The sequence below is a fragment of the Sphingobium sp. YR768 genome (genome assembly GCF_900111125.1).
In the GTDB taxonomy this organism is placed as follows: domain Bacteria; phylum Pseudomonadota; class Alphaproteobacteria; order Sphingomonadales; family Sphingomonadaceae; genus Sphingobium.
Map to the genome: position 1 here is coordinate 58093 of NZ_FOGE01000002.1, position 20461 is coordinate 78553.

The window sequence follows — 20461 nt, forward strand, 5'->3', positions numbered from 1 at the left end:
CGCGCTTGCAAAGCGCGCCTCCCGCTGTCACCTCGCCGGGTCAAGAAGGAGATGAGGATGACCGACCGCAGCATGAAGCAGAAGATGATCGCGGGCGAACCCTATCATGCCAATGATCCCGAAATCATCGCCGATCAACTGGCGGCGGCGGAATGGATGCGCCGTTTCAACGCCACCCTGCCGCCGGAACGGGAGGCCTTGCTGCGCGAAAGGCTCGGCGCTTTGGGAGCGGGATCGACCATCCGGCCGCCCTTCCATTGCGATTATGGTTTCAACATATTTTTGGGCGATGGCGTGTTCCTGAACTTCAACTGCGTCATTCTGGACGTTGTGGAAGTGTCGATCGGGGACGGAACGCAGATCGGCACTGGCGTACAGATATTGACCGCCGACCATCCGCGCGATCCGGCCGAGCGCGCGACCGGCATCGAATGGGGCAGGCCGATCCGCATCGGCCGCAATGTCTGGATCGGTGGCGGGGCCATCATCCTGCCGGGCGTGACGATTGGTGACGATGCATTGATCGGGGCTGGCAGCGTGGTGACGCGCGATGTGCCGGCGGGCGCCACTGTTGTCGGCAATCCTGCGCGGGTGCGTTAAGAGCATTCTAACCCCATTGCCCCGCGCGCCTGTCACTATATGGGCGCGCGCAACATTTAGAGCAGAAGAGCCCATTGCATCGGCTCTTCTGCTCTGGTCTTTTGATCTACCGCGTTTTCCGAGTCAGCAGCTGTTCCACCTGCTTCGAAAACGCTTCAACTGGCGATTTTCATGACACCTCCCTGGCTTCTTCCCGCTTTCGTTCTGCTACTGGGCTATCTGCTCGGCTCCATCCCCTTTGGCCTGTTGCTGACGCGCTTTACCGGTGCGGGCGACCTGCGGCAGATCGGGTCGGGCAATATCGGCGCGACCAATGTGCTGCGCACCGGGCGCAAGGGGCTGGCGGCGGCGACATTGCTGCTCGATCTGCTGAAGGGCGCGGCGGCGGTGCTGATCGGCGCATGGCTGATCGATGGCGGCGGGCCGATGGCCGGCGCGATGGCCTTTATCGGCCATTGCTATCCCGTCTGGCTGCGCTTTGCCGGGGGCAAGGGCGTGGCGACGATGATGGGCGTGGTGACGGCGATGTTCTGGCCGGCGGGCTGCATCTTCGCCGCAGTATGGCTGGCGGCGCTGTTCGGGACCAAATGGTCGTCGGTCGGCGGCATGGCGGCGGCGGTCAGTGCGCCGGTGGCCATGTGGGCGTTCGGTCGGCTTGATCTGGTGCCGGTGGCGCTGGCGCTCGCCCTGATCGTGCTATGGCGTCATCGCGCCAATATCACCCGATTGCTGAAGGGCGAGGAGCCGAAAATCGGCAGGTCCAAGGACGCATCTCCGGAATGAGCGAGCGGGACCGGTTCGAGAGGCTGCGGCTCATCCGCTCCCCCCGGATTGGTCCGGTCAGCTATCGGCAATTGCTCGCGCGCTTCGGTTCCGCAGGCGAAGCGCTGCGCGCCATTCCCGATCTCGCCGCGCGGGGCGGGGGCAGGGCCAGCGTCGCCGATGCGGGCGCCGTAGAGCGGGAGATTGCAGCAACGCGGGCGCTGGGTGCGCGCTACCTGCTGATGGGCGACGCTGATTATCCGGTGCTGCTCGACCAGATGGAGGGCGCGCCGCCCGCGCTGATCGTGCGGGGGGATGTGACGCTGGCCGCGAAGCCCTGTGTCGCCATGGTTGGCGCGCGCAACGCCTCGGCCGCCGCATGCCGGTTCGCGCGCAGCCTGGCGCAGGATCTGGGGCAGCGCGGCGCGGTGGTCGTATCGGGCCTTGCGCGCGGCATCGATACGGAGGCGCATCGCGGATCGATCGACAGCGGCACGATTGGCGTGATCGCCAGCGGCATCGACATCGCCTTCCCACCGGAGAACCGGGATTTGCAGGCGCAGGTGGCGGAGCGCGGCCTGCTGGTGACGGAACATCCGCCCGGCGTCCAGCCGCTCGCCCGCCATTTCCCCGCGCGCAACCGGATCATCGCCGGGCTGGCGCTGGGAACGGTGGTGGTGGAGGCCGCACCCAAATCCGGATCGCTGATCACCGCCCGACTGGCCGGCGAAGCGGGGCGCGAGGTCATGGCCGTGCCGGGATCGCCGCTCGATCCGCGTGCGCAGGGCTGCAACAGCCTGATCCGCGAGGGCGCGATCCTGATCCAGAATGGCGCGGACATCATGGAGGCGATCGGCGGTTTCGATCCCCGGATGGTGCGACAGGGCAGCTTCGACTTCATCGGCGCGCCGGTGTCGAGCGATGTGGCGGAAGGGGAGCGGACGGCGGTGATCGCGCTGCTGGGGCCAGTGGCGGTCGCAGTGGATGAAGTCATTCGCCAGTCGGGGTTGTCGCCGGCGGTGGTGCAGACGATATTGCTGGAATTGGAATTGGCGGGCGGACTGGAACGGCAGGCTGGGGGACGGGTGAGTTTGCGGTAAACGATTATGCCCCGGCTGTGATCAATCCCACCAGAAGAACCACCAATCTGACTCCATGAGTCCGGCCGCCAACGGAGCCAAGGTGTCCGTGCCTTGATAGACGATGTCCGCGCAGTAGAAGAACTGGTGGCGAGCAAGGTTTAGTGCTTCCTCCCGCGTCTTCGGACGTCTGGCAACTCGCATGTTTATCGTATCGCCGTTGATACCGATCAGTTCTGCGCCATAACGATCATGCCAGTATCGCATGGCAGCCACATGGATTTCGGGTGACGGACAGGCGTTCCAGTTGCCCCACCGCAGATAGGCTGGCACTTCATAGGAATTCAGTGTGGGTATGATCAGGATGTGAACGTGCGTTAACGGCCTGCCGGTTAATATGTCGCTGGCGATGGTGAAGCCCGGTTGCACATCGGCCGTTGAACTTGGCCATGCCCCCTCGTCTGGCATCCCGTCGTCTTCAGGATCGCTACCATATCCATCACGCCAAAGCTGCTCGAATATTTCTGGTGTTTTGACGACGCTTGAAGCGGCGATTATTTCAGCAGGTGTAGGCGGCGAGCTTACTGAAGCGTTGGCAGGTTGCGCGAAGACCGCACTGTCTTCCAGACTAAACTGTTCGGCGATACGGTCGAGCGCTTCATCGTCGCCGATAACGACGGGCCAGCCTTCGCCTGAATTCCGAAGGCGTGTCCACTCTGTGAGCGCTTCTTCTCCAGCCACCGTAACATATCGGTAGGGCAGGGCTGCGCGCATCCTCTGCTGCATAGCGGATGCAGCATCAACAGGACTGATATTGCCATCATTCGAAGCGGCGCGCGCATTTTGCCTGCTTCCATTCAGGAAGGTCGTTACCGCTGCCATCAACATGGCCAAAAAATTCCGCCGCATCATTCGCTGCTCCGCTAGGAACGAGTTTGTCGGGGGGAAGCGATTCGTCATTGAAGCCATTTGTCAGACTGGCTTGACGCATCGGGTCTTTGCTCCCCACCTTACACGCACACGCGTAAGCAACTACTGGACGCACATGCAACTTGTCATCGTAGAATCGCCGGCCAAGGCGAAGACCATCGAGAAATATCTGGGCGGCGATTTCCACGTCCTCGCCAGCTATGGCCATATCCGCGACCTGCCGGCCAAGGACGGATCGGTGGACCCGGACGACGGCTTTGCCATGTCGTGGGAAAATTATGGCGACAAGGGCAAGCAACTAAAAGCCATTGCCGATGCGTCCAAGAAGGCGACGCGATTGATCCTGGCGACTGACCCTGATCGCGAAGGGGAGGCGATCAGCTGGCATGTGCAGGAAGTGCTGCGCGCGAAGAAGGCGCTGCCGCAGACGGTCGAGCGGGTGACGTTCAACGCCATCACCAAGGCGGCAGTGCTGGACGCGATGGCCAAGCCGCGCGCGCTGGACGAGGATCTGATCGACGCCTATCGCGCGCGCCGGGCGCTCGACTATCTGGTGGGCTTCACTTTGTCGCCGGTGCTGTGGCGCAAGCTGCCGGGCGCCAAGTCGGCGGGCCGCGTGCAGTCGGTCGCGCTGCGTCTGGTGGTGGAGCGCGAGCGGGAGATCGAAAGCTTCACCCCGCAGGAATATTGGTCGGTCGCGGCCGAGATGGAGCAGGGTGGGCAGGGCTTTACCGCGCGCCTCGTCCGCTGGAAGGGCGAGAAGATCGATCGCCTGACCATCGGCAAGGAAGGCGACGCCATGGCGGCCAAGGCCGATGTGGAGGCCGGGCGCTTCACCGTCGACAAGGTCGAGACGAAGCCGCTCAGCCGCAATCCTCCCGCGCCGTTCACGACCTCGACGTTGCAGCAGGAAGCCGCGCGCAAGCTGGGCTTTTCCGCCAGCCACACGATGCGGATCGCGCAGCAGCTCTACGAGGACGGCGCGATCACCTATATGCGTACCGACGGCGTGCAGATGGACGGCAGCGCCATTTCCGCCGCGCGCAAGGCGATCGCGGAGCGCTATGACGGCGGCTATCTGCCCGAAAAGCCGCGCCAATATCAGACCAAGGCGAAGAATGCGCAGGAAGCGCATGAAGCCATCCGTCCGACCGAATTCGGTCGCGACAAGGTGGGCAGCGGCGATCATGCGCGCCTCTATGACCTGATCTTCAAGCGCGCGCTGGCGAGCCAGATGGCCTCGGCCCGGCTGGAGCGCACGACGATCGACCTGGTAGATGGCAGCGGCAGCCATACGCTGCGCGCCACCGGTCAGGTGGTCATCTTCCCCGGCTTCCTCGCCCTGTACGAGGAAGGTCGCGACGATAGCGACGACGATGATTCGAAGATCCTGCCGCGCATGAGCGAGGGCGATGCCCCGGCCAAGAAGAAGGTGAGCGCCGAGCAGCATTTCACCCAGCCGCCGCCGCGCTATTCCGAAGCGTCGCTGGTCAAGCGCCTTGAGGAACTGGGGATCGGGCGTCCGTCCACCTACGCCTCCACGCTTCAGGTGCTCAAGGACCGCGACTATGTGCGGATCGAGAAGAACCGCTTCTTCGCCGAGGAGAGCGGGCGGCTGGTGACGGCATTCCTCGAACGCTTCTTCGAACGCTATGTCTCCTATGACTTCACCGCAGGTCTGGAAGACGAGCTGGACGATATCAGCGGCGGCCGCGCCCAGTGGCAGGCCGTGCTGGAAGCTTTCTGGAAGGACTTCAAGCCCAAGACCGCCGAGGTCATGGAACAGAAGCCGTCGGACATCACGGCCGAACTGGACAAGTTTCTCGAACCGATGCTGTTCCCGCCCAAGGCGGATGGCAGCAATCCGCGCGCCTGCCCGATGTGCGGCGATGGGCAATTGTCGCTGCGTGGCGGTCGGTTCGGCGCGTTCATCGCCTGCTCCAACTATCCCGAGTGCAAATATACCCGCAAATTCGGCCAGCCGGGCGGCAAGGATGGCGAGGATACCGGGCCGGAAATCCTTGGCCAGCATCCCGAAACCGGGCAGGATATCGTCAAGAAATCCGGCCGTTTCGGTCCCTATATCGAAATGGGCGAGGGCAAGGAGGCCAAGCGTGGATCGATCCCCAAGGATCTGCCCGATGGCGAAATGACGCTGGACTGGGCGGTAAAGCTGCTCAGCCTGCCGCGCGAAGTCGGCCTGCACCCGGAAACGGGCAAGCCGATCGTGGCGAATATCGGCCGTTTTGGTCCCTATCTGCTGCATGACGGCAAATATGGCCGCTTGGCGAACACGGCCGAGATTTTCGAGGTCGGCATGAACAGCGCCGTGGTCAAGCTGGCGGAAGCCGCGAACCGGGGTGGCCGGTCGAGCGGTGGCCGCGAGCCGCTGAAGATATTGGGCGCCCATCCGCGCACCGAGGCCGAGATCAAGCTGATGGAGGGCCGTTACGGCGCCTATGTCACCGACGGCACGACCAATGCGACGCTGCCAAAGACGGTGGACAAGGACCAGTTGACGCTGGAGGAAGCCGCGCAACTGATCGACGCCCGCGCAGCGGCCGCCCCGGCGAAGAAGGGCAAGAAGGCGCCTGCCAAGAAGGCCGCAGCTAAGAAGCCGGCGGCAAAGAAGGAAGCGGGCGAGAAGAAGCCGGTCGCAAGGAAAGCCCCGACAAAGAAAAAGGCTGAGGCGGCGGACTGACAGGCAATGACAATTGCCGTTAGGGCAATTTTGAACTGAACTTTGACTAGGAAAGATAAAGTCATAGGTTATATTCCTCTTTGCGTTGCAAATGGGGGGATTTGGCGTGGTGGTTCAGAATATTCGTTTTTTGATCCTGACCTTGGCGCCTTTGGCGCTGTCAGGTTGCGCGCGTATGGGGGCGGCGCGCGTCGAGCCTGTGACAATGGCGGTGTATCCCGGTGGGCAATGTCTGACCGCGCGACAACCTCTGAATGCGACATTGGGGGGCAGGGAGGTCGCGGACTCGCGGCCTGGGGCGGTCGATCTGGGATGCTTCCAATTCCCGGAAGATCGAGCGGCGGGCGCTGGGAACAGTTCCGTCACTGCGGATAAGACGGCCTACGGGCGGGCCGTTGCCGACGCTACAGGGCAGAAGCGCAATCGCCTTGCCGCTATTCTGTTGAAGCAGGCGGACGATGTATGCACGTCGGAAAAGGCGCTGATGCTGGTGCGACAGGCACAGGCCAACGGCACGCTGAGCATCGCGACGACCGGCCTATCGACGGCCGCGGCCATTGTTACCGGAGATCTCGCCAAATCCATCTTGGCGGGCGGTGCAGCGCTAACCAGTGGAAGTCGCGACCATATTAACACCCATGTCTATCGCAATCAGATCATCCAGACGGTGACTAAGGCGATCGATACGGAGCGGGTTCGCCTATATGGCGTCATTACGCCAAATCTGACGAAGGATAATGGCGGTTATCCAGTCGATGCGATGATCCGGGACGTGAACGCCTATCATCAGGCCTGCTCTTTCACCACAGGGCTTCAGGTCGTCATGGAATCGGTCGAAAAACGTGCCGAGTATGACAAGATGAGCAAGCTGCAAACTTTGGATGAACAGATCAGGGCCTTGTCCGATATCAATCGGCAAGGTGGCCCGACTTCGTCCGATGCGGCCGCGCAGATGCAATTACTACAAAAGGAACGGATCAGACAGGCGACAGGCGTCACGCTCGATTGACAGGCTGCGCAGCTCGACAGCCAGGGCAGGCTGCGTTTGCAGAGCCGTAAATGATTAGATTGTATCGTTCACGGCTCTATTTTTACTTGATTGCCGGCTTCTGTAAGCCATAGGCTGTTCAAGCCGAATTCAGAAGACTCTAGTCCACCCAGTCGAGGCCGATGTCGCGATAGATGAAGCGGTCGTCTTCCCAGTCTTCCTTCACCTTGACGTGCAGGTAGAGGTGGACCTTGACGCCCAGCATGCTGGCCAGTTCGGCGCGGGCCTTCGACCCGATTTCCTTCAGGCGCTGGCCACCTTTGCCCAGCACGATGGCGCGCTGGGTCGGGCGCGCGACCAGGATCTGCTGGTGGATTTCCACCGATCCGTCGTCGCGCTCCTTATACTGCTCGGTATCGACCGCGGCGGCATAGGGGAGTTCGGCGTGCAACTGGTGATAGAGTTGTTCGCGGGTGATTTCCGCCGCCAGCATCCGGTCGGTGGCGTCGGACACCTGATCTTCGGGGAAATGCCACGGCCCTTCGGGCATGGCGTTGGCAAAGGCGGTCTTCAGTTCGGCAAGGCCGTCGCCGGTCTGCGCGGAGATGAAGAAAGTCTCCTCAAAACCGACCCGCTCATACAGTCTCTGGGTATGAACCAGCAGCTTTTCCTTGATGGAAATATCGACCTTGTTGAGGATCAGCCATTTGCGTTCCGGGCGATGGACCAGAGCCTCGATGATCGGCTCCATCTTGGAACCAAGACCGGCCTTGCCGTCGACCACCAGCGCGATCAGGTCTGATCCCTGCGCGCCGCCCCAGGCGGCCTGCACCATCGCACGGTCCAGCCGGCGCTTGGGCGCAAAGATGCCGGGCGTGTCGACCAGCACGATCTGCGCATCGCCCTCGATCGCGACGCCCATCACCCGGGTCCGGGTGGTCTGCGCCTTGGGGCTGGTGATCGCCACCTTCTGCCCCACCAGCGCGTTCACCAGCGTCGACTTGCCCGCATTGGGCGCGCCCACGATCGCAACGACGCCGCAGCGCTGGTTTTCAAGATTGTCCGTCAACTATAACTCCGTTCGCCCTGAGCCTGTCGAAGGGCTTTACTTTTCTTTGTTCGATCGCGCCAAGCTGGAGATCAATGTCCAATCTTCCCGGATCAGAGCCAGCTTTTTGGCCCGGCTCCAGCCCTTGATCTGCCGCTCGGCCTCAAGCGCCTCCATACGCGTGCCGAAGGCTTGCGACCAGACCAGTTTTATCGGAAGGCGTGTTTGGGTGTAGCCAGGGATTTCCCCGCTCTCATGCTGGGCAATCCGCTGTTCCAGATTGTCGCTGTGACCGACGTAGAAACTGCGGTCGGCGCAATGGAGCATGTAGGCCCAGAATGTCATATCAGAGCAATAAGCTCCCAAGAGAAACCGTTCGGGCTGAGCCTGTCGAAGCCCCTTCCCTTTTTCAAGAGAAGGAAAGCCCCCTTCGACGCCGCCTGCGGCGTCGCTCAGGACAGGCTTCGACAGGCTCAGGGCTAACGGGTTGAAAGGAGCTTTATCCCGCCAATTTCTCCAGCAGCGCCTTGGCGGCTGCCGTTTCGGCTTCCTGCTTCGATGCGCCGGTCGCGCTGGCCTCGCCCGCGCCCTTGATCGACACCGTCACGGTGAAGCGCAGCGAGTGTTGCGGACCAGAACGATCCGTCATCACATATTCGGGGGGCTTGCGCTTGTTGGCGGCGGCCCATTCCTGAAGATAGGATTTGGGGTGGCGCGGGGCGCTGGTCTGGGTGTCGACCCGGCTGCCCCACAGGCGACGGACGAGCGCACGCGCTTCCTCCAGCCCGGCTTCCAGATAGAGCGCGCCGATCAGCGCCTCCATCACGTCGCCCAGCACATTGTCACTGTCGGCCGCGCCATCGTCGCGCGCCTGCTTGCCCAGGATCAGATGCTTGGGCACGCCGGCCCCCCGCGCGATCTCCGCGCAGGTTTCGCCCGACACCAGCGCATTGTAGCGGCGGGACAGCTTGCCCTCCGGCTCTTCGGTAAAGCGCTCATAGACCCATTCGCCGATCAGCAGGCCCAATATGCGGTCGCCCAGAAATTCCAGCCGCTCATAATTGACCGCTTTGGCGCTGCCATGAGTCAGCGCCTGTTCGAACGCGGCCCGGTTTTTGGGCGCGCGACCGATCAGGTCCTTCAGCCAGCTATCTGTGTCAGGCTTGCTCAAAAGCCTTCCCCGATACGGCTCCAGCGGGCGGCGGTGAACCAGGTCCAGGGGAGCAGCCAGTTGGCGCTGCCATCGGTCGAGAAGACCGAGATCATCGCCTTGCCGACCAGATTCTTTTCGGGGACGAGGCCGATGCCGCCACCTTCGACCGCCGGGAAGCGGCTGTCGGCGCTCCGATCGCGATTGTCGCCCATCATGAACAGATGGCCTTCGGGCACCAGCACCGTGTCGCGATCATCCGCCGCGCCATCGGGCACCAGATCGAGGACGTTGTAGCTCTTGCCACCGGGGAGCGTCTCACGGAACTGCGGATAACGGCACTGCTTGCCGCCACCGGGCGCGGCCTGCTCGAATTCGGGACGATAACAGGGAGAAACGGCGCCTTCCTTGGCAGCGGCATCCTCCATGTTCGGCGTCACCGGGATGACGAGGTCGGCGACCTTCTGCTTCGGGATGGCCTGACCGTTCAGATAGACCGTGCCGCCGCGCACCGCGATCATGTCACCGGGCAGGCCGATAACGCGCTTGATATAGTCGTTCTTCTGGTTTGGCGGCGCCTTGAACACGACCACGTCGCCGCGCTGGGGCGTGGAGGCCAGGATGCGGCCGGGGATCAGCGGGACCGAGAAGGGCAGCGAATAGCGCGAATAGCCATAGGGCCATTTGGCGACCAGCAGATAATCGCCGATCAGCAGGCGCGGCTGCATCGATTCCGATGGAATGTTGAAGGGCGAGATGATGAAGCTGCGCAGGATGAAGACGAACAGCCCCAGCTTGGCGAGAAACCAGAGGAAATCCCGCGTTTCGGATTTGGCAGTCATGGACGTTCGTCTTTTCCTTCGCTCTGGCCCGAAAAGGGGCCGTGGCGGCTTTTGCGGCGTCGTAAAGGCCGCGTCAAGCACGCGACATGGTGCATTGCACGCCGGACCCGTTTAAGCAGAGACAGAATCGACCGGTGCAGCGTCGATATCGACCAACATCATAAGAGGACAATTGCATGACCAGCCCTGCACTGCCAGGTCCCTTGGCCGCCATCGCCGCGCTGCCGCAAGCCGAACTCAAGTCCATTTTCACGACCGATCCAGACCGCCTGTCCAAGCTGGTGCTGACCCAAAGCGGGTTGCGGTTCGACTGGTCGAAGACCCATCTGACCGACGATCTGCTGGCCGCCTTTCAGGCGCTGGCGAAGGAACAGGATTTCACCGCCTGGCGCGACGCGCTGTTCGCGGGGGAAGCGGTCAACAACAGCGAAGGCCGCGCGGCCGAACATCCCGCTGAACGGGGCGAGGGCAATGCCGAAAGCGTCGCCATGGCCAAGGCGCTGCATAACCGGATGCGCGCGCTGATCGACGCGATCGAAGCGGGCGCGCTGGGCGAGGTTCGCCATATCCTGCATATCGGCATCGGCGGGTCGGCGCTTGGCCCCAAGCTGATCGTCGATGCGCTGGATGGCGATGGCGTGCGTTACGATGTGGGCATCGTGTCCAATGTCGACGGCACCGCGCTGGAGCGTGCGATCGAGGATTTCGATCCGCACACGACGCTGATCGCCATCGCCTCCAAGACCTTCACCACCAGCGAAACCATGCTGAACGCGGCGAGCGCGATCAACTGGATGGTCGAGGCGGGCGTCGAAGACCCCTATGGCAAGGTGATCGCGCTGACCGCGGCGCCCGAAAAGGCGATGGAATGGGGCGTCGATGAAACGCGCGTCCTGCCCTTCGCGGAGTCGGTGGGCGGTCGCTATTCGCTCTGGTCGTCGATCGGCTTCCCCGCCGCACTGGCGCTGGGCTGGGATGCGTTCGAAAGCCTGCTGGAAGGCGCAGCGGCGATGGACCGCCATTTCCGCCTGTCCGATCCCAGCGAGAACGCCCCGCTGATCGCCGCGTTCGTCGACCAATATTATACCCGCGTGCTGGGCCTCCAGACCCGCGCGCTGTTCGCCTATGACGAGCGGCTGGCGCTGCTGCCCTTCTATCTCCAGCAGCTGGAGATGGAAAGCAATGGCAAGAGCGTGACCCGTGATGGGCAGCCGGTCGAAGGGCCGAGCGCGCCGATCACCTGGGGCGGCGTGGGCACGGACGCGCAGCATGCCGTGTTTCAGCTGCTGCATCAGGGCACGATCGTTTCGCCGGTGGAGTTTATCGCCTCTATCGAACCGGGCCATGCGCTGGACCCGGCGCATCATCGCGCCCTTCTGGTCAACTGCTTCGCGCAGGGCGCGGCGCTGATGCGCGGCAAGGAGAATGCGGACGATCCGGCGCGCGCCTATCCCGGCAACCGCCCGTCGACCACGATCCTGATGGACGATGTGACGCCCGAAGCGCTGGGCGCGCTGATTGCCTTCTACGAACATCGCACCTTCGCCAATGCGGTGCTGATGGGCATCAACCCCTTCGACCAGTTCGGCGTGGAACTGGGCAAGGAAATCGCCAAGTCGATCGAGGCCAACGGACCGACCGGCTTTGATCCGTCGACCATGGCGCTGATCGACCTCGCCTTGGGCGGGGAGTAGCACAACATCCGTTCGTTTCGAGCGAAGTCGAGAAACGCAGGCGCAGTGCTGCCCGCTTCTCGACAAGCTCGAAGCGAACGGAGGTGGTTTGGCTACCAGCAAGAAGATTCCCATTTGTAACTCCGCGCCCCAGCCGCCATATCCGCCCCCAAGTTTGATGGCGGGTCGCCCAGTATGCGATGCGCCGAGCGGAGGCCATGCATGAGCGAGTTTGATTTCGACCTTTTCGTCATCGGCGCCGGATCGGGCGGCGTGCGCGCTTCTCGCGTGGCGGCCGCGCATGGCGCGAAGGTTGCGGTGGCGGAGGAATATCGGGTCGGCGGCACCTGCGTCATTCGTGGCTGCGTGCCCAAAAAGCTGCTCATCTATGGCGCGCATTTCGCCGAAGATCTGAAGGACGCCCGCCGCTTCGGCTGGGACGTGCCGGAATGCGGCTTCGAATGGACCACGCTGCGCGACAATGTGCTGGCCGATGTCGACCGGCTGGAAGGGCTGTATGGCAATACGCTGAGCAGCCATAAGGTTGAGGTGATCCGCGAGCGCGCGACCATCACCGGGCCGCATGGCATCAGGCTGGCGAGCGGGCGGGAAGTGACGGCCAGGGTCATATTGGTTGCGACCGGCGCCTGGCCGGTGGTGCCGGAAGTGGACGGCGCCGAACATGGCATCACCAGCAACGAGGTGTTCCATCTGGACGAATGCCCCAAGCGGATCGTGATCGTGGGTGGCGGTTATATCGCCAATGAATTTGCCGGCATCTTCCACCAGTTCGGCAGCCATGTGACGATGGTCAATCGCGGCAGCGACCTGCTGCGCGGCTATGACGCGCAGATCCGCGACCGGCTGCTTCAGATCAGCATGACCAAGGGGATCAATTTCCGCTTCAATGCGAAGATGGAGCGGATTGAGAAGAAGGAAGACGGCACGCTGTGCGTCCATTTCAAGGATGGCGATCCGGCCGCGGCAGACGTGGTGCTGTTCGCGACGGGGCGGCGGCCGCTGACCGACGGGCTTGGGCTGGAAACGGCCGGGGTGGACCTGACCGAAAAGGGCGCGATCAAGGTCGATGACTATAGCCAGACCACATGCGAGAGCATCTATGCGGTGGGCGACGTCACCGACCGGCTGCAACTGACGCCGGTAGCGATCCGGGAAGGCCATGCCTTTGCCGACACGGTGTTCGGCGATAACAAGCGCAAGGTCGATTATAGCTGCGTCCCCTCCGCCGTGTTCAGCCATCCGCCGCTCGCTGCCGTTGGCCTGACCGAGGCGGAGGCCAAGAACCACTATGGCACGGTGAAGGTCTACACGTCCGACTTCCGGCCGATGAAGAATGTGCTGGCGGGCCGCGAGGAACGGGCGCTCTACAAGATGATCGTGGACGCCACGACCAACAAGGTGGTCGGCCTGCACATGATCGGGCCGGACGCCCCGGAAATATTGCAAGCCGCCGCGATCGCGGTGAAGGCGGGCCTGACCAAGCAGGATTTCGACGACACCGTCGCGCTGCACCCCAGCATGGCGGAAGAATTGGTTCTGCTGAAGTAAGACCGGCGCGCAGTGGTTGAGCCTATGACTTTCTGTTCCCCGGCGCAGGCCGGGGTCCAGTTCAGAGCGTGGAACTGGACCCCGGCCTGCGCCGGGGAACCTTTCATATTGGCTTCATGATGTACTGGCATGAACGGTAGCTCGACTTCGCTCAGGTCGACCGGATCCGGGTTATTATCCTTCGGCCACGAACGTCACCACCAGCGCATCGCGCCAGGCCGGTCGTGCCGGGTCCACCGCATGGATTTCCGTCACGCCGTGCAGGATGCGGTGATCGTCGATCAGCATCGTGTCGCCGGCCTGTGTCAGCGTGAATTCGCCTAGCGCCGTGCCGTCCGGTGCGCCGATCCGGGTGACGCCTTCGCGCACATTGCGGCGCTCCACCAGCATCACCAGCACATGGTCCACCCCGTCACGGTGCATGCCTTCGGGCGTGGGGCGGCCATTTTCGCCGGGCTTCGCCTCTATGCGGAACTGGTGCAGTTCGACATGCCAGTCGCCCTTGCTCGCCGGATCGAAATTTTCGGCGGCGAAGGCGAAGATGGATTGCAGGACGGGGCTGTCCACCGTCTCCGGCGTCACCGGATCGAACCAGCGCTGCACGTCGCCGTTCAGCACATTATAGTCGCGGCTCTGATAATGGGGCTGATGCGGCTTGCGGCTATAATGCCCGGCTTGCAGCGCAAAGGCGGCATGGCGGCGGCGGCGATATCGCCCGCCATCGGCCATGTAGAGATCGGGGCCAAGATCGTTCCAGCTTGCGGCAAAACGATCCCAGTCCTGCGAGGTGACGCCAAGCTGATCGAACAGCGCCGCGCCGGCTAGGCGGGCATAGCCGTCCTGTGCCAGCGCGTCTTCGATGGGGGAAAGGCTGTCCGTATCGCTCATCTTCGCTTCCTTAACGAAGGCAAAAGACGAGCGGCAGGGCCAGTTTCCGCAAGGCGGATTTTACGCGATCGTCGGCACCATGCCGCCTTCCACCCGCAGCGCGGCGCCATTGGTCGCGGCGGCGAGCGGGCTGGCGAGATAGGCGACCATCGCGCCGACCTCATCCGCTTCGATCAGCCGCTTGATCAGCGACAACGGCCGCAGCTTGGTAAAGAACTCCGCTTCCCGCTCGGCTTCGGGCGCATCCTTATTCTCCACGACGGAGCGGATGAACTCGACGATCCCTTCCGACCGGGTCGGGCCGGGCAGCACGCTGTTCACGGTGACGCCGGTGCCGCGCGTATGTTCGGCCAGGCCGCGCGAGATGGAAAGCTGGGCCGACTTGGTCATGCCATAATGGATCATCTCGGCGGGCGGCAGCAGGCCGCTTTCGCTGGCGATGAAGATCACCCGGCCCCAATTCTGTTCCAGCATCCTGGGGAAATAATGGCGGGACAGGCGCGCGCCGCTCACCACATTCACCTCGAACAGATGATGCCAGTCTTCGTCGCTGATGTCGGCGAAGTCCTTGGCCTCATAGATGCCCAGATTGTTGACGAGAATGTCGGTGCTGGGCACGGCGGCGATCAGCGCGGCGGCGCCCTCCGCGGTGGCGGGGTCGGCGAGGACGGCGTTGACCGGCAGGCCGATGTCTGCGGCGGCGGCGTCCAGCTTGGCCTGGCTGCGGCCGGTGATGGTGACGGCCACGCCTTCTTCGGCAAGGCGTTTGGCGATGGCGAGGCCGATGCCGGCGGTCGATCCGGTGACGATGGCGCTCTTGCTGGTCAGTTTCAGGTCCATGGGGCTACTCCCTCAAGCATGATTGGTACGACGAATGAGACAGTAGATAGATTTTTGCTGATTGATGATTAGATGGAACATCATCACTTCAGAAGTGAATCCAGCGCATGAATAACCATTTCGCCGATGTCGAAAATTTCCTGATGGTCTCCATCGAGGGGAGTTTCGCGGCGGCGGCAAAATCCCTGAGGCTCACGCCCTCGGCCGTCAGTCGCTCGATCGCGCGGCTGGAGCATCGATTGGGCGTGTCGCTGATCCGGCGGACGACGCGATCGCTGGCGCTGACGCGGGAGGGGCTGGCCTATCGCGACCGGATGGTGGCGATATTGAGCGATATGGCCGAGGTGGAAAACAGCCTGAGCGACAGCGGACAGGGGCCGCGCGGCCTGCTGCGGATCAACGCCTCGCCTTCCTTCGGGATCGAATGCCTGATCCCGATCCTGCCGCGTTTCGCCGAACTTCATCCCGCGATCATCGTCGACCTGACCCTGACCGACGCGATCGTCGATCTGGTGGAGGAGCGGGCGGATATCGCCATCCGCATCGGCCCGCTGCGCGACACGCGTCTGCGCGCAAAGAAGCTGGGGCATAGCCGCATGCTACTGGTGGCCAGCCCCGACTATCTGGCCCGGCGCGGGATACCGGCGACGCCCGATGATCTGGCCATGCATGATTGCCTGCGCTTCAGCTTCCGCCGCTCGGTGGATAGCTGGCCGTTCCTGATCGACGGCAAGCCGGTCCAGCGACCGGTGCAGGGGCATTTCTTCGGCAATTCGGGCGAAGTGGTGCGGCGCATGGCGATCGCGGGCGGCGGCATAGCCCGGCACGGCCGCTTCCATGTGGCCAGCGACCTGCGCGAAGGGCGACTGGTCGAGATATTGGCGGATTATAATGCCGGCGACGGCGAGGATATCCACGCCCTCTATGCGGCGGAAGACCGGGCCGCCGCGCGGGTGCGGGCGTTTCTGGATTTTCTGGATGAGGCGATGGTCATAGAGGGGTGAGCGCTGCGGCCATAGGCTGAGATTATGTCGGTATGCGATATTCATATTTTACCCGATGTCGCTGGGCTTGCATGACGCGGGATGAAATATGGGGGAGAGGATATATGCATACAGAGCTTTGCCGTCGCCACGTCCTGATGTCCGCCGCCGGGTTGATGGCGAGCCTTTCGATGGCGGCACATGGCGCCGCAGGGGCGCGGCATCCGCAGGCGCGCGTCATCGTGGACAATGATTTTTCGGGCGATCCGGACGGGTTGTTCCAGCTGGCCCATCATCTGCTGTGCGGGTCCGTCGATATCCCGCTGATCATCGGATCGCATCTGCCGGTGAAATTCGGCGGCACCGCATCCGCCACGGCCGGCGCCGCGAAGGCGCGGGAATTGCTGAAGGTGATGCGACTGGATGGCCACCACACGCCGATGGCTGGGGCTGAGTTGCCCATCGCGTCGCGCGATCGCTGGACGCCCGGCCCGGCGACGGCAGCGATCGTGCGCGAGGCGATGCGTGAGGACCGGAAAGAACCGCTTTTCTACGCAGCCGGCGCGGGGCTGACCGAACTGGCGCTGGCATGGCTGGCCGAACCGAAGATCGGGCCGCGCATCAAATTGGTCTGGATCGGCGGGAATGAACATCCGGGGATCGCCTATCCGCCACCCGGACCGGCGGAGGTGGAATTCAACCTGTCCATCGATCCGATCGCGGCGCAGATCATCTTCAACGAATCCGACATCGAAATCTGGCAAGTGCCGCGCGACGCCTATCGCCAGATGCTGTTCTCGATGGCCGAGATTGAGGATATTGCCGTCACCGGACCTTTGGGCCGCTATCTGAAGGCAGAGCTGGACGGGATGGCGGCAATACTGGCGACCATTCCCGGCTTTCCGCCGATGCCCGATGCCGACGTCTATGTGCTGGGCGACAGTCCGCTGGTGACGCTGACGGCGTTGATGACCCCGATCCAGTCCGATCCGGCCTCCAGCCGCTATCTGCGCAAGCCCACGCCCTGGCTGAATATCGACGGCAGCTATCGCGACCGGCCGGGCGCGCGACCCATGCGGGTCTATGGCGCGATCGACAGCGACCTGACCTTCCGCGACATGGTCAGTCGCTTTGCCAGGCAGGCGCGGTCTCAGGGGGAGGGCTGAGCGGCCTCAGCCGATCCAATAGGGCACGATCTGGCGATTGTCGGGATCGACATGGATCGGCCGGTCGGCGGGCGGGAAAGCGCGCTGATCGCAACTTTGGCGCGGACACAGGCGACAGGTGATGCCGATCGGCGTGGCCGCGCCTTCCTCCGCCAGATGCAGGCCATCGGCATAGACGAAATTGGCGGCATGGGCGGTTTCGCACCCCAGCACCACCGCATAGCGTCGCGGGGTCCGCTTGTAGCTGCCCGATGGCTTCACCAGCCCCTTCGCCATGGAGACATAGCGCACCCCGTCCGGCGTCTCGCCAAGCTGCACATTGATCCGGTCCGGCACGGCCACAGCCTCATGCACGTTCCATAGCGGGCAGGCGCCGCCGAAGCGGGCGAATTGCAGGCGGGTGGCGCTATGCCGCTTGGTGATGTTGCCGGCCATGTCGACCCGGCAGAAGAAGAAGGGGATGCCGCGCAGCCCCGGCCGCTGGAGCGTCGAGAGCCGGTGGCAGGCCTGTTCGAAACTGACGCCAAAGGTGCGGGCGAGCCGGTCGATATCATGGCGCATCGCCCGCGCCGCCTCGCGGAAGGCGGCATAGGGCAGCAGCAGTGCGCCGGCGGCATAATTCCCAAGGCCGATCGCCAGCAACCGGTCGGCGCCGGGGACGGGCAGGGCGGCCTTCTTCACCACGTCGGCAATCACCGCCTGTCCCTCCAGCATCATGAGTTGATGCGCGAGCATGAATTTGCGGCTCTCGGTCGGCAGCGCCGCATTGATGAACAGCTTGCGCTCCGCCGCCCGATAGGCGCGCAGCGCGCTGTCCGGCGTTTCGGCGATCAGCGTCTCGATGCCGTGTCGGCGCGCCAGTGCCTCCACCAGCATGCCTTCGTCCAGCACCTGTCCCTGCGTGAAGCTTTCCGCCATCTCTTCGGCCAGGCAGTCGAGTGGGTGGACATAATTGCCGGCCTCATGAAACCAGTCGCGCGCCGCCTCCCACGGCAAACGCGCCTGCACTTCATGATCGTTGGCGATCGCCTCCTCGATCATGTTGATCCGCTCATTGGCGCGCATATGGGCGTTGTAGAGGTCCACATAGCGCGCCGCGAATTCGGGAAATTGCAGATGCAGTTTCTCGATCCGCTCCGGTTCCATCTGGGTGCCGGGCAGTTCGGGATGGGCCAGCGCATAGGTGAAGGCGCCCAGCAACTGCTCCTCCTCCCGGCTGTCGAAACTGGCCCAGTCGGTCGGGAAGGCGCTGGCGAGCGCGGCCTTGACCTTGGCGGTCAGGGGGCGATCGTCATTTTCCATCTGGGAAAGATAGGATACGGATATGCCCAGTGCCTGCGCCATCGTCGCCTGGTCCATCCGATGGTCCAGTCGAAGCTGACGCAGGCGAGGACCTGCGAAGATGCGGTTGCCGCGTGCCATATCTGTCTACCCAGTCTTTCCCTATGCCTTCATCACTTCGCTAAACCTGTGATGATACGGCAAAGGCGGACCTTAATTGCGAAGTCGCGATTTGCAAATTAGCAAATTTACATTTGCGAACTTTGCCTGAGGCTGGGTAGGGGGAAGGGCATAAACCGTTCGCCTGAACCGGAGAGAAGCCTACCATGTCGAAGCTCGCCATCATCGAACAGCTGGAAGCCAAGCGGGAGGCCGCGCGCATGGGCGGCGGTCAGCGCCGCATCGACGCCCAGCATGCCAAGGGCAAGCTGACCGCGCGCGAACGGCTGGACGTGCTGCTGGACGAGGACAGCTTTGAAGAGCTGGACATGTATGTCGAGCATAATTGCATCGATTTCGGCATGGATGAGCAGCATATTCCGGGCGACGGCGTCGTCACCGGATCGGGCACCATCAACGGTCGCCTCGTCTATGTCTTCAGCCAGGATTTCACCGTCTATGGCGGCGCGGTGTCGGAACGGCACGCGATGAAGATCTGCAAGATCATGGACATGGCGCTGAAGGTCGGCGCGCCGGTGATCGGGCTGAACGACAGCGGCGGCGCGCGCATTCAGGAAGGCGTCGCGTCGCTGGGCGGCTATGCGGAGATTTTCCAGCGCAATGTGCTGGCCAGCGGCGTGGTGCCGCAGATCAGCGTCATCATGGGGCCCTGTGCGGGCGGCGCGGTCTATTCCCCCGCCATGACCGACTTCATCTTCATGGTGAAGGACAGCAGCTTCATGTTCGTGACCGGGCCGGATGTGGTCAAGACGGTGACGAACGAGGTCGTCACGCAGGAAGAACTGGGCGGCGCGGTGACGCACACGACCAAGTCGGGCGTGGCCGACGTGGCGTTCGACAATGACATCGAGGCTCTGCTTGCAGTGCGCGATTTCGTGGACTTCCTGCCGGCGTCGAACAAGGAGCCGGTGCCGGAACGGCCGAGCGCGGACCCGTGGGACCGGATCGAGGAGAGCCTCGACACGGTCATCCCGGCCAACGCCAACCAGCCCTATGACATGCACGAAGTCATCCGCAAGGTGGTGGACGAAGGCGACTTCTTTGAAGTGCAGCCCGCCCATGCCGGGAGTATCCTGTGCGGCTTCGGCCGGATCGAGGGCAAGACGGTAGGCATCATCGCCAACCAGCCGATGGTGCTGGCCGGCGTGCTGGATATCAACTCGTCCAAAAAGGCGGGGCGGTTCGTGCGCTTCTGCGATGCGTTCGAAATCCCGATCGTCACCTTCGTCGATGTGCCGGGCTTCCTGCCGGGCACCGCGCAGGAGCATAGCGGCATCATCAAGCATGGCGCGAAACTGCTGTTCGCCTATGCCGAGGCGACCGTGCCGAAGATCACCATCATCACGCGGAAAGCCTATGGCGGCGCCTATGACGTGATGAGTTCCAAGCATCTGCGCGGTGACTTGAACTATGCATGGCCGACTGCGGAAATCGCTGTGATGGGCGCCAAGGGTGCGGTGGAGATCATCTTCCGCGGCAAGACGCCCGAAGAGATCGCACAGAAGACAAAAGAATATGAAGACCGCTTCGCCAACCCGTTCGTGGCGGCAAGCAAGGGCTTCATCGACGAGGTGATCCAGCCGCATTCGACGCGGCGGCGGATCGCGCTGGGCTTGCGCAAGCTGCGCAACAAGGCGCTGGAGAACCCCTGGAAGAAGCATGACAATATTCCGCTGTGAGGTCTTGAAATGAACTCTCATTCGTCATTGCGAGCGCAGCGAAGCAATCCACTTGCGCGCCGTCTGGATTGCCGCGTCGCCTGCGGCTCCTCGCAATGACGG

The 20461-nt window shown here is 63.1% G+C and carries 18 protein-coding genes; 10 read left to right on the forward strand and 8 right to left on the reverse strand.

Annotated features, from left to right (window positions below; genetic code table 11):
• Positions 1–57 precede the first annotated feature (57 nt).
• The 3 genes from BMX92_RS02685 to dprA all read left to right on the forward strand — a co-directional run bounded on the left by BMX92_RS02685 (position 58) and on the right by dprA (position 2462).
• Positions 58–600 (forward strand): sugar O-acetyltransferase, encoded by a 543-nt coding sequence (locus tag BMX92_RS02685; protein WP_177184912.1) that lies wholly within the window; start codon positions 58–60, stop codon positions 598–600.
• Positions 601–771: 171 nt separating this feature from the next.
• Entirely contained in the window at positions 772–1383 is a 612-nt protein-coding gene (gene plsY, locus BMX92_RS02690) for a glycerol-3-phosphate 1-O-acyltransferase PlsY (protein WP_093011495.1), read from the forward strand.
• Positions 1380–2462 carry a DNA-processing protein DprA gene (gene dprA / locus BMX92_RS02695; RefSeq protein ID WP_093011498.1) on the forward strand — a complete coding sequence of 361 codons (1083 nt, stop codon included), beginning with the start codon at positions 1380–1382 and terminating at the stop codon, positions 2460–2462. Before plsY ends, dprA begins: the two co-directional genes overlap by 4 nt.
• A gap of 21 nt (positions 2463–2483) precedes the next feature.
• Here dprA and BMX92_RS02700 read toward each other — a convergent pair whose 3' ends face one another.
• Entirely contained in the window at positions 2484–3353 is an 870-nt protein-coding gene (locus BMX92_RS02700) for a DUF4253 domain-containing protein (RefSeq protein ID WP_177184913.1), read from the reverse strand.
• Positions 3354–3486: 133 nt separating this feature from the next.
• Here BMX92_RS02700 and topA point away from each other — a divergent pair, with 133 nt between their 5' ends.
• Both topA and BMX92_RS02710 read left to right on the forward strand, forming a co-directional pair.
• On the forward strand, positions 3487–6072 hold the full coding sequence (topA, locus tag BMX92_RS02705) for a type I DNA topoisomerase (protein WP_093011504.1): 2586 nt from the start codon (positions 3487–3489) through the stop codon (positions 6070–6072).
• Between the two features lie 106 nt (positions 6073–6178).
• Positions 6179–7081 carry a hypothetical protein gene (locus tag BMX92_RS02710; RefSeq protein WP_256213251.1) on the forward strand — a complete coding sequence of 301 codons (903 nt, stop codon included), beginning with the start codon at positions 6179–6181 and terminating at the stop codon, positions 7079–7081.
• 139 nt (positions 7082–7220) lie between these two features.
• Here BMX92_RS02710 and era read toward each other — a convergent pair whose 3' ends face one another.
• From era to lepB, 4 genes are all read right to left on the reverse strand, one after another.
• Positions 7221–8129 carry a GTPase Era gene (gene era / locus BMX92_RS02715; protein ID WP_093011507.1) on the reverse strand — a complete coding sequence of 303 codons (909 nt, stop codon included), beginning with the start codon at positions 8127–8129 and terminating at the stop codon, positions 7221–7223.
• 36 nt (positions 8130–8165) lie between these two features.
• Positions 8166–8453 (reverse strand): GIY-YIG nuclease family protein, encoded by a 288-nt coding sequence (locus BMX92_RS02720; RefSeq protein WP_093011510.1) that lies wholly within the window; start codon positions 8451–8453, stop codon positions 8166–8168.
• Between the two features lie 154 nt (positions 8454–8607).
• Positions 8608–9279: a ribonuclease III gene (rnc, locus tag BMX92_RS02725; protein WP_177184914.1), complete on the reverse strand. Its 672-nt coding sequence runs from the start codon at positions 9277–9279 to the stop codon at positions 8608–8610.
• A complete protein-coding gene (lepB, locus tag BMX92_RS02730) occupies positions 9276–10100 on the reverse strand; it encodes a signal peptidase I (protein WP_093011516.1) in 825 nt (274 codons plus the stop codon). The genes rnc and lepB overlap by 4 nt, the downstream gene beginning before the upstream one ends.
• A 176-nt stretch (positions 10101–10276) precedes the next feature.
• Between lepB and pgi the strand changes: the two genes are divergently transcribed.
• Both pgi and gor read left to right on the forward strand, forming a co-directional pair.
• Positions 10277–11794 carry a glucose-6-phosphate isomerase gene (gene pgi, locus BMX92_RS02735; protein ID WP_093011519.1) on the forward strand — a complete coding sequence of 506 codons (1518 nt, stop codon included), beginning with the start codon at positions 10277–10279 and terminating at the stop codon, positions 11792–11794.
• 201 nt (positions 11795–11995) lie between these two features.
• Positions 11996–13342, forward strand: coding sequence for a glutathione-disulfide reductase (gor, locus tag BMX92_RS02740; RefSeq protein WP_093011521.1), 1347 nt, complete (start codon positions 11996–11998; stop codon positions 13340–13342).
• Between the two features lie 174 nt (positions 13343–13516).
• Here gor and BMX92_RS02745 read toward each other — a convergent pair whose 3' ends face one another.
• Complete coding sequence (locus BMX92_RS02745) at positions 13517–14230, reverse strand: 2OG-Fe dioxygenase family protein (protein ID WP_093011524.1); 714 nt, start codon at positions 14228–14230, stop codon at positions 13517–13519.
• A 60-nt stretch (positions 14231–14290) separates the two neighbouring features.
• On the reverse strand, positions 14291–15070 hold the full coding sequence (locus BMX92_RS02750; protein WP_093011527.1) for an SDR family NAD(P)-dependent oxidoreductase: 780 nt from the start codon (positions 15068–15070) through the stop codon (positions 14291–14293).
• A gap of 107 nt (positions 15071–15177) precedes the next feature.
• Between BMX92_RS02750 and BMX92_RS02755 the strand changes: the two genes are divergently transcribed.
• On the forward strand, positions 15178–16074 hold the full coding sequence (locus BMX92_RS02755) for a LysR family transcriptional regulator (RefSeq protein ID WP_093011530.1): 897 nt from the start codon (positions 15178–15180) through the stop codon (positions 16072–16074).
• Positions 16075–16178: 104 nt separating this feature from the next.
• Positions 16179–17219: a nucleoside hydrolase gene (locus tag BMX92_RS02760; RefSeq protein ID WP_093011533.1), complete on the forward strand. Its 1041-nt coding sequence runs from the start codon at positions 16179–16181 to the stop codon at positions 17217–17219.
• 6 nt (positions 17220–17225) lie between these two features.
• On the opposite strand, the gene BMX92_RS02765 is transcribed toward BMX92_RS02760, so the two are convergent.
• A complete protein-coding gene (locus BMX92_RS02765) occupies positions 17226–18641 on the reverse strand; it encodes a helix-turn-helix domain-containing protein (protein WP_093011536.1) in 1416 nt (471 codons plus the stop codon).
• Between the two features lie 185 nt (positions 18642–18826).
• Here BMX92_RS02765 and BMX92_RS02770 point away from each other — a divergent pair, with 185 nt between their 5' ends.
• The gene (locus tag BMX92_RS02770; RefSeq protein WP_093011539.1) at positions 18827–20359 is read left to right on the forward strand and encodes an acyl-CoA carboxylase subunit beta; all 1533 of its coding nucleotides are present in this window, start codon (positions 18827–18829) and stop codon (positions 20357–20359) included.
• Positions 20360–20461: the final 102 nt, after the last annotated feature.